General features: G+C 67.2%; 15 protein-coding genes. 8 read left to right on the top strand and 7 right to left on the bottom strand.

The features are described from left to right. Positions 1–19: 19 nt before the first annotated feature. The 7 genes from DVU99_RS08535 to rpsB all read right to left on the bottom strand — a co-directional run bounded on the left by DVU99_RS08535 (position 20) and on the right by rpsB (position 6,440). Positions 20–1,204 (bottom strand): 1-deoxy-D-xylulose-5-phosphate reductoisomerase, encoded by a 1,185-nt coding sequence (locus tag DVU99_RS08535; protein ID WP_114239806.1) that lies wholly within the window; start codon positions 1,202–1,204, stop codon positions 20–22. A 2-nt stretch (positions 1,205–1,206) separates the two neighbouring features. Continuing rightward, complete coding sequence (locus tag DVU99_RS08530) at positions 1,207–2,025, bottom strand: phosphatidate cytidylyltransferase (RefSeq protein ID WP_114239805.1); 819 nt, start codon at positions 2,023–2,025, stop codon at positions 1,207–1,209. 31 nt (positions 2,026–2,056) lie between these two features. Beyond that, a complete protein-coding gene (gene uppS / locus DVU99_RS08525; RefSeq protein ID WP_114239804.1) occupies positions 2,057–2,797 on the bottom strand; it encodes a polyprenyl diphosphate synthase in 741 nt (246 codons plus the stop codon). Between the two features lie 21 nt (positions 2,798–2,818). Further along, positions 2,819–3,376 carry a ribosome recycling factor gene (gene frr / locus DVU99_RS08520; RefSeq protein ID WP_114239803.1) on the bottom strand — a complete coding sequence of 186 codons (558 nt, stop codon included), beginning with the start codon at positions 3,374–3,376 and terminating at the stop codon, positions 2,819–2,821. A gap of 287 nt (positions 3,377–3,663) precedes the next feature. Next, positions 3,664–4,386: a UMP kinase gene (gene pyrH, locus DVU99_RS08515; RefSeq protein ID WP_114239802.1), complete on the bottom strand. Its 723-nt coding sequence runs from the start codon at positions 4,384–4,386 to the stop codon at positions 3,664–3,666. Between the two features lie 235 nt (positions 4,387–4,621). Next, positions 4,622–5,500 (bottom strand): translation elongation factor Ts, encoded by an 879-nt coding sequence (gene tsf, locus DVU99_RS08510; RefSeq protein WP_114239801.1) that lies wholly within the window; start codon positions 5,498–5,500, stop codon positions 4,622–4,624. 58 nt (positions 5,501–5,558) lie between these two features. Next, positions 5,559–6,440 (bottom strand): 30S ribosomal protein S2, encoded by an 882-nt coding sequence (gene rpsB / locus DVU99_RS08505; RefSeq protein WP_114239800.1) that lies wholly within the window; start codon positions 6,438–6,440, stop codon positions 5,559–5,561. Between the two features lie 346 nt (positions 6,441–6,786). Between rpsB and map the strand changes: the two genes are divergently transcribed. The 8 genes from map to dapE all read left to right on the top strand — a co-directional run bounded on the left by map (position 6,787) and on the right by dapE (position 15,145). Then, positions 6,787–7,554: a type I methionyl aminopeptidase gene (map, locus tag DVU99_RS08500; protein WP_114239799.1), complete on the top strand. Its 768-nt coding sequence runs from the start codon at positions 6,787–6,789 to the stop codon at positions 7,552–7,554. 179 nt (positions 7,555–7,733) lie between these two features. Then, complete coding sequence (gene glnD, locus DVU99_RS08495) at positions 7,734–10,388, top strand: [protein-PII] uridylyltransferase (RefSeq protein WP_114239798.1); 2,655 nt, start codon at positions 7,734–7,736, stop codon at positions 10,386–10,388. A 107-nt stretch (positions 10,389–10,495) separates the two neighbouring features. Next, positions 10,496–11,047 (top strand): YfaZ family outer membrane protein, encoded by a 552-nt coding sequence (locus tag DVU99_RS08490; RefSeq protein WP_114239797.1) that lies wholly within the window; start codon positions 10,496–10,498, stop codon positions 11,045–11,047. Positions 11,048–11,191: 144 nt separating this feature from the next. Beyond that, positions 11,192–12,019 (top strand): 2,3,4,5-tetrahydropyridine-2,6-dicarboxylate N-succinyltransferase, encoded by an 828-nt coding sequence (dapD, locus tag DVU99_RS08485; RefSeq protein ID WP_114239983.1) that lies wholly within the window; start codon positions 11,192–11,194, stop codon positions 12,017–12,019. Next, entirely contained in the window at positions 12,016–12,372 is a 357-nt protein-coding gene (locus DVU99_RS08480; protein WP_114239796.1) for a Spx/MgsR family RNA polymerase-binding regulatory protein, read from the top strand. The genes dapD and DVU99_RS08480 overlap by 4 nt, the downstream gene beginning before the upstream one ends. 13 nt (positions 12,373–12,385) lie before the next feature. Continuing rightward, on the top strand, positions 12,386–12,883 hold the full coding sequence (locus DVU99_RS08475) for a DUF2165 family protein (RefSeq protein WP_114239795.1): 498 nt from the start codon (positions 12,386–12,388) through the stop codon (positions 12,881–12,883). A 16-nt stretch (positions 12,884–12,899) separates the two neighbouring features. Continuing rightward, positions 12,900–13,964, top strand: coding sequence for a VIT1/CCC1 transporter family protein (locus DVU99_RS08470; protein WP_114239794.1), 1,065 nt, complete (start codon positions 12,900–12,902; stop codon positions 13,962–13,964). A gap of 47 nt (positions 13,965–14,011) precedes the next feature. Further along, positions 14,012–15,145, top strand: coding sequence for a succinyl-diaminopimelate desuccinylase (gene dapE / locus DVU99_RS08465; protein WP_114239793.1), 1,134 nt, complete (start codon positions 14,012–14,014; stop codon positions 15,143–15,145). The last annotated feature ends 49 nt before the right edge of the window (positions 15,146–15,194 follow it).

Below are 15,194 nucleotides of genomic sequence, written 5' to 3'. Positions count from 1 at the left end.
GGAGAGCTTAACAGGCTTGTCAGCAGGCGTTGCGAAGAATGCGCCGGGCAGCCTGGCGGGCCATGCCGTCACGTTCATTCAGGGTCTGGACATCGACCACAGCTTGCGCCGGCAGTTCCGTAAGAACGCTTTCGACGAGATCAGCGATGCCGAGGAAGGGAAGCCCGCCTGCCAGGAAGGCCTCCACGGCCACCTCGTTGGCGGCATTGAGGATGGCGGGCGCGTCGCCACCGGCACGCAAGGCCTGGAACGCCAGCGCAAGGCAGCGGAAGGTGGACAGGTCCGGCTGCTGGAAGGCCAGTGGTGCCGAAGCGGCGAGATCCAGTGGCGTCACGCCTGCCTCGATGCGCTGCGGCCAGGCCAGCGCATGGGCGATCGCCGTGCGCATGTCGGGGTTGCCGAGCTGGGCCAGCACCGATCCGTCCACGTATTCCACCAGCGAATGCACCAGGCTCTGCGGATGTACCAGCACGTCGATGCGATCGGGCGAGGCGCCGAACAGGTGATGCGCCTCGATGACCTCCAGGCCCTTGTTCATCAGGGTGGCGGAGTCGACCGAGATCTTGCGGCCCATCACCCAGTTCGGGTGCTTGCACGCCTGCTCGGGCGTGACGCCGGCGAGGTCGGCCCGGCTGCGTCCGCGGAACGGGCCACCCGAGGCGGTCAGGATCAGCCGTCGCACGCCACTGGCGTCCAGGTTGGGGCGGCCGCCGGGCAGGCACTGGAAGATGGCGTTGTGTTCGGAGTCGATCGGAATCAGTTCACCGCCACCTTCGGCCAGCGCCTGCAGCAGCAGGGGGCCGGCCATGACGATGGATTCCTTGTTGGCCAGCAGCAGGCGCTTGCCGCTGCGGGCGGCGGCCAGGGTGGAGTCCAGCCCGGCGGCGCCGACGATGGCGGCGACCACGGTGTCGCACAGGTGGCCCGATGCGGCGGCGGTCAGGGCGTCATGCCCCGCGGCCACCTCGCAGTGGACGCCGGCCGCGGCCAGGCGTCGAGCCAGTTCGCCTTCCAGGGCGGGGTCTGCGATGACGGCAAGGTCGGGGCGGAAACGGATGCACAACTCGGCCAGCGCGGCGACGTTGCCGTGCGCGGTGAGCACGCTGGCGCGGAAGCGCTGCGGATGGCGCGCGATCACGTCCAACGTGCTGCCACCGATGGAGCCGGTGGCACCGAACACCGCGACCTGGCGCTGCGCACTCATGTTCACAGGCCCAGCAGCAGTTTGCCGGCGGCGAACACCGGCAGGGCCGCGAACACGCTGTCCAGGCGGTCGAGCATGCCGCCGTGTCCGGGAAACAGGTTGCCGGAGTCCTTCACCGCTGCATGGCGCTTCATCAGGCTTTCCAGCAGGTCGCCGACGATCGAAGCCACCACGGTCAGCAGGGACAGCACCAGCAGGCCGACCAGCTTGCCGCCGCCCACGCCCATCAGCAGGCCGCCGCCCACGGCCACGGCCGCGCCGGCGGCAAAGGCGCCGTACACGCCGGCCCAGGTCTTGCCGGGGCTGATGGTGGGGGCCAGCTTGCGGCCGCCGAAGGTGCTGCCGCTGAAATAGGCTCCGATGTCGGCGGCCCACACGATGAACAGGGCGAGCAGGGTCCACCAGTGGCCGTATTCACCCGAGCCGTGGATGGACACCACCGCGACCCAGGCCGGCACGATCACCAGCAGGCCCGCGCCCAGTTTCATCAGGCGATTTTCACGGGTGGGGGCGGCGCCAAAGGCGAAGTGGCGCAGCCACTGGCCCACCACGATCCACCAGGCCACGCCCGCGCCGATCAGGGCCGGCCACCACGGCGTGCCGCGCGACAGCCAGCACAGCACGAACAGCGCGGCGGTAAAGGCCAGCAGCGCACCACGCGGCGGATAGGCCTTGAGCCCGGACAGCCGGGTCCATTCCCACATCGCGGCGAGGAAGGCGAGGGCGACGATCGGCGCGAACAGCCAGGTCGGCGCGAGCAGGATCAACCCGATCACCAACGGAGCGAGGAGCAGGGCGGTGAGGGTTCGCTGAAGCAGCATGCGGATCCTTGGTGAGCCGGGTGGGCGACGGTCAGGCCTTTCGGGCGACCTGTTCGCCGGTCTTGCCGAAACGGCGTTCGCGGCGTGCGTAATCTTCGATGGCGCTCTTCAGGCAAGCCTGGTCGAAGTCGGGCCACAGGGTATCGGTAAAGTGCAGTTCCGCGTAGGCCAGCTGCCACAGCAGGAAATTGCTGACGCGGCATTCGCCGCCGGTGCGGATGAACAGGTCCAGCGGAGGCAGCTCGGCCAGGCACATCCAGTGGCCCAGCAGCTGTTCGTCGATCTCTTCGGCACGGATTTCGCCGCGGACCACCGCCTCGGCCGCTTTGCGTGCGGCCTGCACGATATCCCAGCGGCCGCCATAGCTCACCGCGATGTTGAGGTGCAGGCCATCGTTGCCGGCCGTGCGTGACATCGCACCCATCATGCGCTGACGCAGGCTGGGTTCGAACGAGGCCAGGTCGCCCACGAAGCGGATGCGCACGCCGTTGCCGTGCAGTTCGTCCACTTCCTTGTCGAGCGCGCGGACGAACAGTTCCATCAAGGCGCCGACTTCGTCCTGCGGACGCTGCCAGTTCTCACTGGAGAACGCGAACAGGGTGAGTACCCTGACGCCCTCGCGCAGGCAACCCTCGACCACGTCGCGCACGGCCTTGCGGCCGGCGTTATGACCGAAGGTTCGCGGCCGGTGGCGGAGTTTCGCCCAGCGGCCGTTGCCATCCATCACGATGGCGATGTGGCGCGGGATCCGCGCGGTATCGGCGCTGGCCATGCCGCAGGGCGTGATGGCGCCTCAGAGCGCCATCAGCTCCTCTTCCTTCTGCTTCACCACGCCGTCGACGTCCTTGACGAAACGGTCGGTGAGCTTCTGGATTTCGTCTTCGGCGCGGCGCTCGTCGTCTTCGGTGATGAGCTTTTCCTTGAGCAGATCCTTGACCTGCTGCATGGCATCGCGACGCACGTTGCGGATGGCGATCTTGGCTTCCTCGCCTTCATGGGCCACGTGCTTGGCCAACTCGCGGCGGCGCTCCTCGGTGAGCGGCGGCATGTTGAGGCGGATGGTGGTGCCGGCGGTGTTCGGCGTGATGCCGATGTCCGAAGCCATGATGGCCTTTTCGATCGGAGCGACCAGGCTCTTCTCGAACGGGGTGATGATGATGGAGCGCGAGTCGCCCAGTGCCACCGTGGCCACCTGGTTCAGCGGCATGTCCGAGCCGTAGTACGGCACCTTGATGCCGTCCACCAGCGCGGTGCTGGCGCGACCGGTGCGCAGGCGGGTCAGGCTGTGCCTGAGCGAGTCGATGCTCTTGCCCATGCGGGTCTGGGCATCGTTCTTGATGTCGTTAAGCATGGGAAACACCCCTCAAACCGTGCAAGCCGACGAGTATAGCAGGGGGCTGAGAGGCGTTGGGGCCGGGGGATGGAGGGTTGAAGATGGGTAGTGGGGGCGCCCAGAGCGGCGAGCAGAAGTGAGGTCGAATGCTGCGACAAAGGGCACCGCCGCCGTTGGGTATCATCGTCTTGTAGCCGGCTCGCGACAGTGGGTCTTGGCACCCCCGCTACCCATCCGCCGATCCCCCAAAAAAAAGCGGCCCACGAAGGGCCGCAGTCAAATCACCAGTCAAGCTCAGCGCGAGCTCAGTTTTCCGAGACGAGCGTACCGACTTCTTCGCCGCGCATGATGCGCATGAGGTTGCCGGCGACGGTCATGTCGTAGATGCGCAGCGGCATGCCGTGGTCGCGGCACAGGGCGATGGCGGCGGTGTCCATCACGGCGAGCTTGCGCTCGATCACCTGGTCGTAGGTGAGCGTGTCATAGCGCGTGGCGTCGGCATGGCGTGCCGGGTCGGCGGTGTACACGCCATCGACCTTGGTGGCCTTGAGCAGCAGGTCGGCGCCTACTTCCACCGCACGCAGCGCGGCGGCCGAGTCGGTGGTGAAGAACGGGTTGCCGGTGCCGGCCGCGAACAGCACGATGCGGCCCTTCTCGATGTGGCGGATGGCGCGGCGGCGGATGAAATCCTCGGCCACGTCGTGGATCTGGATCGCGCTCATCACGCGGGCGAAGCCGCCGCGGCGCTCGATGGCGTCCTGCATGGCCAGGGCGTTCATGACGGTCGCCAGCATGCCCATGTGGTCGCCGGTCACGCGGTCCATGCCGGCCGCTGCCAGGCCGGCGCCGCGGAAGATGTTTCCGCCGCCGATGACCACGCCGATCTGGATGCCGGCCTTCTGCACTTCGATGATTTCGTCGGCCAGGCGGCCGATCACCTTGGGGTCGATGCCGTAATCGGCCTCGCCCATCAGGGCTTCACCGGAGAGTTTGAGCAGGAGGCGACGGTATTTAAGCGGTGCGCTCATGGGGTCTCCGGATTGTGTGGGGCAAAACGCGCGCATTGTAACGACAGCGTCTCGAACCGGTAAGGGTTTCGTTCCGTCGGGGAAGGAGAAAGTCCAGGCCTGCCGCGGGCTTGCGCCGGCGTGGGGGTGCAGGAAACCGTCCGTCCGGGATGGGGCGGAGGGGGAGTGGGGGCTTTCATAAAAAGAAAAGCCGCGGAGGTCCGCGGCTTTTCGGGGGTACTGCGGCAGCCGGATCTTAGCCCTGCATCGCCTTGGCCACTTCGGCCAGGTAGTCTTCCTGCACCTTCTCGATGCCTTCGCCCACGGCCAGGCGAACCACGGCCACGACGTCGGCGCCTTCCTTCTTCAGGACTTCGCCCACGGTGGTGTTGGTATCCAGCACGTACGGCTGGCCAACCAGGGTCACTTCCGAGACGATCTTGTTGATCTTGCCGGAGATGATCTTTTCCAGGATGTCGGCCGGCTTGGCCTTGTCCTTCTCGGTCATCTGGCTCAGCGCGATTTCCTTTTCCTTCGCGATGAACTCGGCCGGGACGTCTTCCGGCTTGATGTGCGGCGGGTTCATGGCCGCCACGTGCATGGCGATGCCCTTGGCCAGCTCTTCCGAGCCGCCCTTGAGGGCCACGATCACGCCGATCTTGCCGCCGTGCGAATAGGTGGCCAGCGGGCCGTCGTTGGCGATGCGAGCCACGCGGCGCACTTCGATCTTCTCGCCGATGGTGGCGGTCTGGGCCTTGGCGGCGGACTCGACGTTGTCGGCGCCCGGGAAGGCAGCGGCCTTGGCGGCGTCGATGTCGGCGGCGCCGGAAGCCAGCACGGCCTCGGCCACGTCATTGGTGAACTGGATGAAGTTCGGCGCCTTGGCGACGAAGTCGGTCTCGCTGTTCACTTCGACCAGCACGGCCTGGCCATTGGCCTGGGCGGTGGCGATGCGGCCTTCGGCGGCGACGCGGTCGGCCTTCTTGTCGGCCTTGGCCAGGCCGGTCTTGCGCAGGTATTCGACAGCGGCTTCGATGTCGCCGTTGTTCTCGACCAGCGCCTTCTTGCAATCCATCATGCCGGCGCCGGAGCGCTCGCGCAGTTCGCTAACCAGTTTTGCGGTAATGGCAGTCATCTGGAGTCCTCAAAAACTTTAATGCGCCCCGACCCTTGCGGGCCGGGGCAGGGAAGGCTTACTCGCCGTCCGACTCTTCGTTGCGACGGCCGCGGCCACCACGGTCGCCACGCGGCGCGCCGGCGCCCTTCTTGGCCGGGCCGCGGTTGTTGCGGTCGTCACGGCGCGGAGCGGCCTTGCGCTCTTCCTTGACGACCGGGTTGCCTTCTTCGTCGAGCTCGACGAATTCGTTGGCGTCGCCCTGGGCGGCAGCCGGAGCGGCGGCCTTGCCTTCGAGGATGGCGTCAGCGGCAGCGCGGGCGTACAGCTGGATGGCGCGGATGGCGTCGTCGTTGCCCGGGATGGCGTAGTCGACCAGTTCCGGGTTGTAGTTGGTGTCGACCACGGCGATGACCGGGATGCCGAGCTTCTTGGCTTCCTGCACGGCGATGTCTTCATGACCGATGTCGATGATGAACAGCGCGTCGGGCAGACGGTTCATGTCCTTGATGCCGCCCAGCGAGTTCTCGAGCTTGTCGCGCTCACGGCGACGGGCCAGCACTTCGTGCTTGACCAGGCGGTCGAAGCTGCCGTCGGTCTCGGCCGCTTCCAGCTCCTTCAGGCGAGCCACGGACTGCTTGACGGTGCGGAAGTTGGTCAGCATGCCGCCGAGCCAGCGGGCGGTGACGAACGGCATGCCGGCGCGTGCGGCTTCCTCGGCCAGCGGCTCGCGGGCGGAGCGCTTGGTGCCGACGAACAGCACGGTGCCGCGCTTCTGCGCGATCGCCGACAGGAAGTTCATCGCGTCGGTGAACAGCGGCAGGGTCTTCTCGAGGTTGATGATGTGGATCTTGCCGCGAGCACCGAAGATGTACGGGGCCATCTTCGGGTTCCAGTAACGGGTCTGGTGACCGAAATGCACGCCAGCTTCGAGCATCTGGCGCATGGTGACTTGAGCCATGGTGAAACTCCGATTTGTTGGGCCGCCCATGTGTGATGGGTTGGAGCCCGGGGGTTGGGACCTCCACGCATCCCCGGCTTCGACCCCGTCAGCCCGTTATGATGTGGAGGGCTGGCCGAGGCACCCCGAAGGCGGTGCCGATGCGTGTGTGGCGTTTGGTTGTCCAATCAAGGACTTGTGGGGTTTGTACCGCAACGCGGTTACAATCTCCCCCGCTTTGCGACTACCGCCCGCGCCGATGGAATCGGACACGTCGGGTCAGCAAAACTTGGAAATTGTAGCCGGTACGCCGGCAGCGCGGCAAGTTGCTGGATATTTGGGCAATTGCCGCCATGTGAGTAGAACTATGGCAGTCACCCTCAAAACCCCCGAAGACATCCAGGCCATGCGCGAGGCCGGCAAGCTGGCCGCTGAAGTGCTGGCCATGCTCAAGGAGCACGTCAAGCCCGGTGTCACCACCGAGGACCTGGACAGGCTGGCCTACGAGCACATCACCAAGGTGCAGAAGGCCATTCCCGCCAACGTGGGCTACAACGGCTTTCCCAAGACGCTGTGCACCTCGGTCAATCACGTGATCTGCCACGGCATCCCGAGCCCCGCCAAGGTGCTCAAGGACGGCGACATCATCAATCTCGATGTCACCGTGATCAGGGATGGCTGGCATGGCGACACCAGCCGCATGTACTTCGTCGGCACCCCCTCGGTGCTGGCGCGGCGCCTGGTGGACACCACCTACGAGTCGATGATGCGTGGCATCGAGGCGGTGCGCCCCGGCGCCACCCTGGGCGACATCGGTGCCGCCATCCAGAAGCACGCCGAGGCGGCGGGCTTCTCGGTGGTGCGCGAGTACTGCGGCCACGGCATCGGCAAGGTCTATCACGACGAGCCGCAGGTGCTGCACTACGGCCGGCCGGGTACCGGGCTGGAGCTGAAGAAGGGCATGACCTTCACGGTGGAGCCGATGATCAATGCCGGCAAGCCGCAGACCAAGCAGCTGCCGGACGGCTGGACCGTGGTCACCAAGGACCATTCGCTGTCGGCACAGTGGGAGCATACCATCGCGGTGACGGACGACGGGTTCGAGATCCTGACGCCCTGGCCGGATGCGGCGTGATCTGGATTTGATCGTGTTGTGAAAAGGGCTGCCTCGGCGGCCCTTTTCTTTTGCGCCCTCTCCGCGCGGGGGATGGGGCCGGAGTGAGAGGGCAATCTGGCGCCCGTCCACCATCGGGCCTGCACCAGCCGTTCCCTCGTGGCAGACTTGCTGCATCGCCACATGCGTCACTGCCACCCATGACCGTCGCTCCCATCGTGCTGCCCCCGCTGCCACGCCTGCCCGCGGCGGTGCCGCGTTCGGGCGTGTCGGAGGATGCGCGGCGGGCGTTGCGCCAGTTGCTCGGCGACGTGGACCGCGCGCTGGCCACGGCTTTCCGCGATGGCGCCGATGCGACCCCGCTGGCCCATCGCCGCAGCGAATCCGTACAGCGCATCGTGGTGCATGTATGGACGGCCTGCCTGGGCGAGGTGAGTGACGCTGCACTGTTCGCGGTGGGCGGCTTTGGTCGCGGCCTGCTGTTTCCCCATTCCGACGTGGACCTGCTGGCCCTGGTCGGTCCGTCCGAGCCGGCGCGTCTGCGGGCGCTGGAGCAGTGCTTCGCCACGCTGTGGGATATCGGCCTGAAGGTGGGGCACGCCGTGCGCGATCTCGCGCAATGCCGCGCGCTCGCCGCGCGGGACGCCAGCGTGTTCACCAGCCTGCTCGATGCACGCCGGCTGGTCGGCGATCCGGCGATGGAGGCGGGGCTCAACGCGATCATCGACGATCCCGCGCTGTGGCCGCCGGCGGCCTACCTGGCCGCGCGCCTGGGTGAGCGCGACGCGCGCCACGCGCGTTACAACGATACCGCCTACAACCTTGAGCCGAATCTCAAGGACGGCCCGGGCGGGTTGCGCACGCTCGACGCGTTGCGCTGGCTGGGGCGTCGTCTTGCGCACGCCGATGACTTCGACGACATGGTGGCCGAGGGCCTGCTCGATCCGGCCGAGAAGGACACGCTGGAACAGTCCGAGGCCACCTTGCGCCGCTACCGCTTCGCGCTGCACCTGGAGGCGGGGCGCGCGGAGGAGCGGCTGTTGTTCGACTACCAGCGTGCGCTCGCCGCGCGGCTGGGTTTCCAGGACGAGCACGAAAAGAACCTCGGCGTCGAACAGTTCATGCAGGGCTATTACCGCGCGGCCAGCCAGGTGGAGCGGCTGGGTGTGCAGATCGCCGAGCGCTTCGAGGAAATGCTGGAACCGCCCAGCGCGCCGCAGCCGGTGGGCGAGGATTTCGTGCGTTACGGCAAGCGCCTGGCCGTGCGCGATCCTGACCTGTTCATGCGTCGTCCCGCGGCGCTGGTGGAAGCCTTCATCGTGCGACTCGGCGAGCCGGGCATCGTGGGGTTCACCGCCGACACCATGCGCCGCATCCACCAGGCCACCGCGGTGCTGGAACGCTCGCTGGCGGACGACGCGGAGGTGCTCGCGGCCTTTCTGCGCCTGCTGAAGCTCGGCGCACCGGCGGTGGAAGCCATGTGGCGCATGAACCGGCACGGCCTGCTGGCGGCGATCCTGCCGGCCTTCGGCAAGGTGTTCGGCCGCATGCAGTACGACCTGTTCCATGTCTACACCGTGGACGAACACACGCTGCGCGTATTGCGCAACGTGGCGCGCTTTGCCGACCCAGCGGCGGCTGCGGAATTCCCGATAGCCTGCGAGATCTGGCCCAGCCTGCCCAAGCCCGAGATCCTGCTGCTCGCCGCCTTGTTCCACGACATTGCCAAGGGACGCGGCGGCGACCATTCCGTGCTCGGCGAGGATGAGGCGCTGGCCTTCGGCCACCGGCTCGGCCTGCCCGAGGAAGACACGCAGCTGGTGGCATGGCTGGTGCGCTGGCACCTGCTGATGAGCACGACGGCGCAGCGCCAGGACATCACCGATCCGGACGTGGTGCAGCGCTTTGCCGAGCAGGTGGGCAACGCCGAGCGGCTCGACCTGCTGTACCTGCTGACCATTGCCGACATCATCGGCACCAGCCCCAAGCTGTGGAACGGCTGGAAGGATCGCCTGCTGGCGGACCTCTATACGGCCACGCGCTACGCCCTGCGCAGCGAGGACGAATTGCCGTCCGATGCTGCCGCGCGCGTGCGTGGCTGTCGCGAGCAGGCGCTGGAGCTGCTGCGCCAGGAAGGCCATGACGCCGAAGCCTGCACCCGTGTCTGGCGCGGTTTTCCCGAGCAGAGCTTCCTGCGGCATCGCCCGGAGCAGATCGCCTGGCAGACGGCGGCCATCCTGCAGGCGAAGGGCGTCACGCCGCTGGTGGCGGTGCATCCCCATTCGGTGCGTGGCACCACCGAGTTGTTCGTCTATACGCCCGATCGCGACGGCCTGTTCGCCGCCGTGGCGATCATGCTCGACCGCCTGCATTTCTCGGTGATGGAGGCGCGGATCCTCAGTTCGTCGACGGGCATGGCGCTGGATACCTTCCTGCTGCTGGAGTCGGAATCGCAACAGCCGGCTTCGACCGAGCGCGCGGAAGAGCTGAAGCAGCGCCTGCACCGCGCCTTGTCCCAGCCGGGCCACCAGCACCAGCCGTCGCGGCGCAGCATGTCGCGCCATCTCAAGCATTTCCAGGCGGCGCCGAAGATCTCCTTTAGCGCGGTGGGCGGCCGCACGCGGCTCGCCCTGGTATGCAGCGACCGCCCCGGGCTGCTGGCCGCGGTGGCGCAGGCGATGGTGACGGCGGCGGTGCGCGTGCACGATGCGCGCATCGCCACGTTCGGCGAGCGCGTGGAGGATTTCTTCCTGATCACCGATCGCCACGACGCGCCGCTGGGGCATGCGCAGCAGGACGTGCTGCTGCGCGCGCTGCTGGACCAGTTGGGACCGGCCAAGCGCGCCCAGGCTTGACCGCAATAACTTGGCAGTCGTGCATGCAGCGGTTCTAATGCCCGTCCCGCGATGAATACATCCCCATCGTCGCGGGCCCGCATCGTTTCATAGGAACCATTGGCTGTATGAAGAACTGCAAGCTCTCGCTCGCCCTGCTGGCGGGCCTGCTCTCCTGTGCCCCCGTTTTCGCCACCTCGGTTACCGCATCAGGCGGTGATGGCTCGGTGGGCATCGATTTTGGCGTGCCGCTTACCACGGGCCTGCGCGCGGACCTGGGCTACCTCAAGACCGACGACCGTCGTGGCGACGCGGACATCTACTCCGCCGCGTTGATGGTGGTGCCTGCCTCGCGTGACATCCACTGGGAGATCGGCGCGCGCTACCAGTACCAGGATGCGCGTTACGCCTCGGGCGGCGGGGTGGGGCTGGGCGGTTCGGTGGACGTGCCCACCGGTATCCGCTGGTTGTCCATTGGTGGCTACGGCTTCTACACGCCCAGCGCGCTGACCAACGGCGACATGGGGCATGGCTACGACTACGCCGCGCAGCTGCGCGTGCGCCTCGGCCGCAGCGTCTCGGTGTTCGGCGGCTACCGCCACATGCGCACCGAATTCGACGGCGCCGGCAGCCATGACCTCTACAAGGGCCCGATGTTCGGCATCAACGTAGGCCTGTAAGCGGCATCGGGGCGGGCGCCGCCTGGCGGCAGCCCGCGCCCGTCCGACTCGCGGGCGCGCGCGAATCTTGTCAGAATCAGGCGTCCCTTCGCGTGGCAGGCCTTTCGCCGCTGCGCTCCCATGATCCCTATCGCAGTGAATGCCATGCAGAACATCGAAACCCTGATCGAAGACGCCTTCGAGCGCCGCAACGACCTCACCCAGGGTGAGATCGAGACCCATCTGCGCCCCGCCGTGGAGCAGGTGATCGGCCTGCTGGAGAGCGGCGAGCGCCGCGTGGCCGAGCCGGACGGCAAGGGCGGCTGGACGGTGAACCAGTGGATCAAGAAGGCGGTGCTGCTGTATTTCCGCCTCAACGGCAACCGCGTGGTGGATGGTGGCCCGGCGCTGGCTTTCGACAAGGTGCCGCTGCGCTTCGCCCATGGCAACGATGCCGAACTGCAGGGGCTTGGCGCCCGCGTGGTGCCGGGTGCGCTGGTGCGCCGCGGCGCCTACGTGGCGAAGGATGCCGTGCTGATGCCCAGCTACGTGAACATTGGCGCCTACGTGGGACAGGGCACCATGGTCGATACCTGGGCCACGGTGGGCTCGTGCGCGCAGATCGGCGCGAACGTGCACCTGTCCGGCGGCGTGGGCATTGGCGGCGTGCTGGAGCCGTTGCAGGCCAATCCCACCATCATCGAGGACAACTGCTTCATCGGCGCGCGCTCGGAAGTGGTCGAGGGCGGGATCGTGGAGAAGGGCAGCGTGATCGGCATGGGCGTGTTCCTGGGCCAGTCCACCCGCATCTACAACCGCGCGCCCGGCGAAGTCAGCTACGGCCGCGTGCCGGCGGGCAGCGTGGTGGTGGCTGGCAGCCTTCCGTCGAAGGACGGCACGCACAGCTTGTACGCAGCCATCATCGTCAAGCAGGTGGACGAGAAGACGCGCAGCAAGACCGGCATCAACGAGCTGTTGCGGAGCGCCGAATGAGCCTTACCCTGTACGGCCTCACCACCTGCGATACCTGCCGCAAGGCGCGCAACTGGCTGGACCGTTTCGACGTGCCGTACGGCTTCGTGGATTACCGCGCCAACCCGGTGCCGGCAACCACGCTGAAGGAGTGGGCACAGCAGCTGGGTGGCTGGGAGAAGCTGGTCAACAAGTCGTCCACCACCTGGCGCAACCTGCTTCCGCAGCGCAAGAACCCCGGCAGCGACCCGGAGTGGACGCTGTTGCTGAAGGAGTATCCCGCGCTGGTACGTCGCCCGGTGGTGCTCAAGGAGGATGGCTCGGTCAGCGTCGGCTTCACCGACAACGGTTTCAAGAAGTTGTTCGGGCGCTGAGGCCGCACACGCCATGCTGATGCGTCTGTCACGGATCCTGCTGATGGCGGCCATCGCGTTGTGGGTTTCCCTGGTGGCCTTCGGCAACCTCACCGACTACGGCAGCAACTGGCCGTTCGTGCAGCACGTGCTGGCCATGGACACGATCTTCCCGGGTGCCGGCATCCATTACCGTGCCATCAGCTCGCCATGGCTGCAGCACGTGGCCTATGCGCTGATCATCGCCACGGAAACGCTGGCGGCGCTGCTGTGCTGGCTGGGTGCGTGGCGCCTGTGGCGGGCGCGTGCGGGCAGCGGTGCCGCGTTCCATCGCGCCAAGCGCATGAGCGTGCTGGGCCTGACCGTCGGACTGATGCTGTGGCTGGGCGGCTTCATCGCCATCGGCGGGGAGTGGTTCGGCATGTGGATGTCCACCCAGTGGAATGGCCTGGAAAGCGCATTCCGTTTCGTAGTGGTGTTGCTCGTCGCGCTGGTCTGCCTGGGCCAGCGCGAGGGCGAGCTGGATGAATGATGCATCCGGAGGCGACATGACGGACCGACGCATACGCCGGTACCGCGGCAACCTGCGCATCGAGCGCGACAACGCAGCGCTGTACGACAACCTGGCCGCGCTTGCCGCCGATGCACGGCTGAGTCGCGCCTACCGGCGCATCGCCGATGGTGAGCGTGCCAATGCGGCGTTCTGGGAGGAGCGGCTCACCCAGCTGGGCGCGGCGGTACCGCCCGTGCGCACCGGTACCCGTGTTCGCGTGCTGACCTGGTTCGCCCGTCGTTTTGGCACCGAGTTCGTGATGCCGACGGTGGTGCGGCTGGAGCATGCCGACCATCTGCCCACGCCGGTGGATCGCAGCGGACACCGCGATCATTTCCTCGAACCGCATGCGCCCACCACGCGCAGCGGACGCCACCGCACGCAAAGCGGCAATACCCTGCGCGCCGCGGTGCTTGGGGCCAACGACGGCCTCGTATCCAACGGCAGCCTGGTGATGGGCATGGCCGGTGCCGCCACCGGTGACCACGCCATCCTGCTGGCCGGTTTTGCCGGGCTGGTGGCGGGCGCGTGCTCGATGGCGCTGGGCGAGTGGTTGTCGGTGAACAGCTCGCGCGAGTTCTACCAGGCACAGATCGCGGCGCGCGCGGAGCGCCTGGCCGTGGCGCCCGAGGACGGCACACAGAGCCTGGCCGGCATCTATCGCGAGAAGGGCATGGCGCCGGGGACTGCCGAGGCACTGGCCGAACAGATTTCCGAGCGCCCCCGCACCGCGCTCGATACGCTGGTGCGCGAGGACCTGGGCATCGACCCGGAGGAACTGGGCGGTTCGGCCTACGGTGCGGCCATTTCGTCGTTCTGCCTCTTTGCGGCAGGCGCGGCATTTCCGGTGGTGCCCTACCTGCTGTTCAAGGGGCATGACGCGTTCATGACCAGCATTCTTTCCACCATCGTGGGACTGGTGCTGATCGGCATGGGCACGGCGCTGTTCACCGGGCGCAGCATGTTGTTCTCGATCGCGCGCCAGCTGGCCATCACCGTGGCCGCCGCCGGGGTCACCTATCTGGTGGGCCACGTGCTGGGCACGGCGCTGGTGGGTTGAAGGCGCCGTGTCCGGGCGCAGGCACAAGTCAATTTGTGAGGATTCCCATGTCTACCGTTTTCGAACTCACCTGTGATTTGATCCGGCGGCGTTCCACAACCCCGGACGACGCGGGCTGCCAGGCCTTGATTGCCGGTCGGCTCGAGGCCGTCGGGTTTGCGGTGGAGCAGCTGCGCTTTGGCGAGGTGGAGAACCTGTGGGCCACGCATGGGCAGGGTGGGCCGCTGCTGGTGTTCCTGGGGCATACGGATGTGGTGCCCACCGGTCCGCTGGAGAGCTGGCAAAGCGACCCCTTCGAGCCGGTGGTGCGACATGGCCATCTATACGGCCGCGGTACGGCCGACATGAAGGGGTCGGTGGCCGCCATGGTGGTGGCGCTCGAGGCGTTTGTCAGGGCCCATCCGGACCATCGCGGTCGCGTCGGACTGCTGCTGACCAGTGACGAGGAGGGTCCGGACAACCTCGACGGCGTGCGCCGCGTTGCGGAGCATTTCCGCGCCATCGGCGAGCGCATCGACTGGTGCGTGGTGGGCGAGCCTTCGTCGAAGGAGCGCCTGGGCGATCTTATCCGCGTGGGCCGTCGCGGTTCGCTGTCGGGCACGCTCACCGTGCGCGGCGTGCAGGGCCATGTGGCCTATCCCGAGAAGGCCAAGAACCCCATCCATGCCTTCGCGCCCGCGCTGGCGGAGCTGGCGGCCGAACGCTGGGACGAGGGCAACCTCGATTTTCCGCCGACCTCGTTCCAGGTGTCCAACCTCAACGCGGGTACCGGCGCCAACAACGTGATCCCCGGCGCGCTGACCGCGCTGATCAATTTCCGCTACAGCACGGCCAGCACCGCCGCGAGCCTGCGCCAGCGCGCCGAGGCCATCCTCGATCGCCATGGGCTCGACTGGGACATCGTGTGGTCGTTGTCAGGCGAGCCTTTCCTCACGTCGCCGAGCGGTGCGCTGCGCGAGGCCGTCGTCTCGGTCTGCCGCGACCTGTGCGGGATCACGCCGGAGGAAAGCACCGGCGGCGGTACCTCCGATGGTCGCTTCATTGCGCCGCTGGGTGCCGACGTGGTGGAGCTGGGGCCGGTCAACGCCACCATCCACAAGGTGGATGAATGCGTGGCGGTGGCGGACCTGGAGAAGTTGCCCCTGCTGTACCAGGCCATCTGCGATCGCATGCTGGCTTGACGCCATGGCGCTGCCTGGTTGCATGGCGCCGATGTCGTTGTTGAAGAAG

The sequence above is a fragment of the Dyella sp. C9 genome (genome assembly GCF_003332825.1).
Lineage (GTDB): Bacteria > Pseudomonadota > Gammaproteobacteria > Xanthomonadales > Rhodanobacteraceae > Dyella.
Note: the sequence above shows the minus strand (reverse complement) of the source record. Positions and strands in the feature narration are given on the sequence as shown.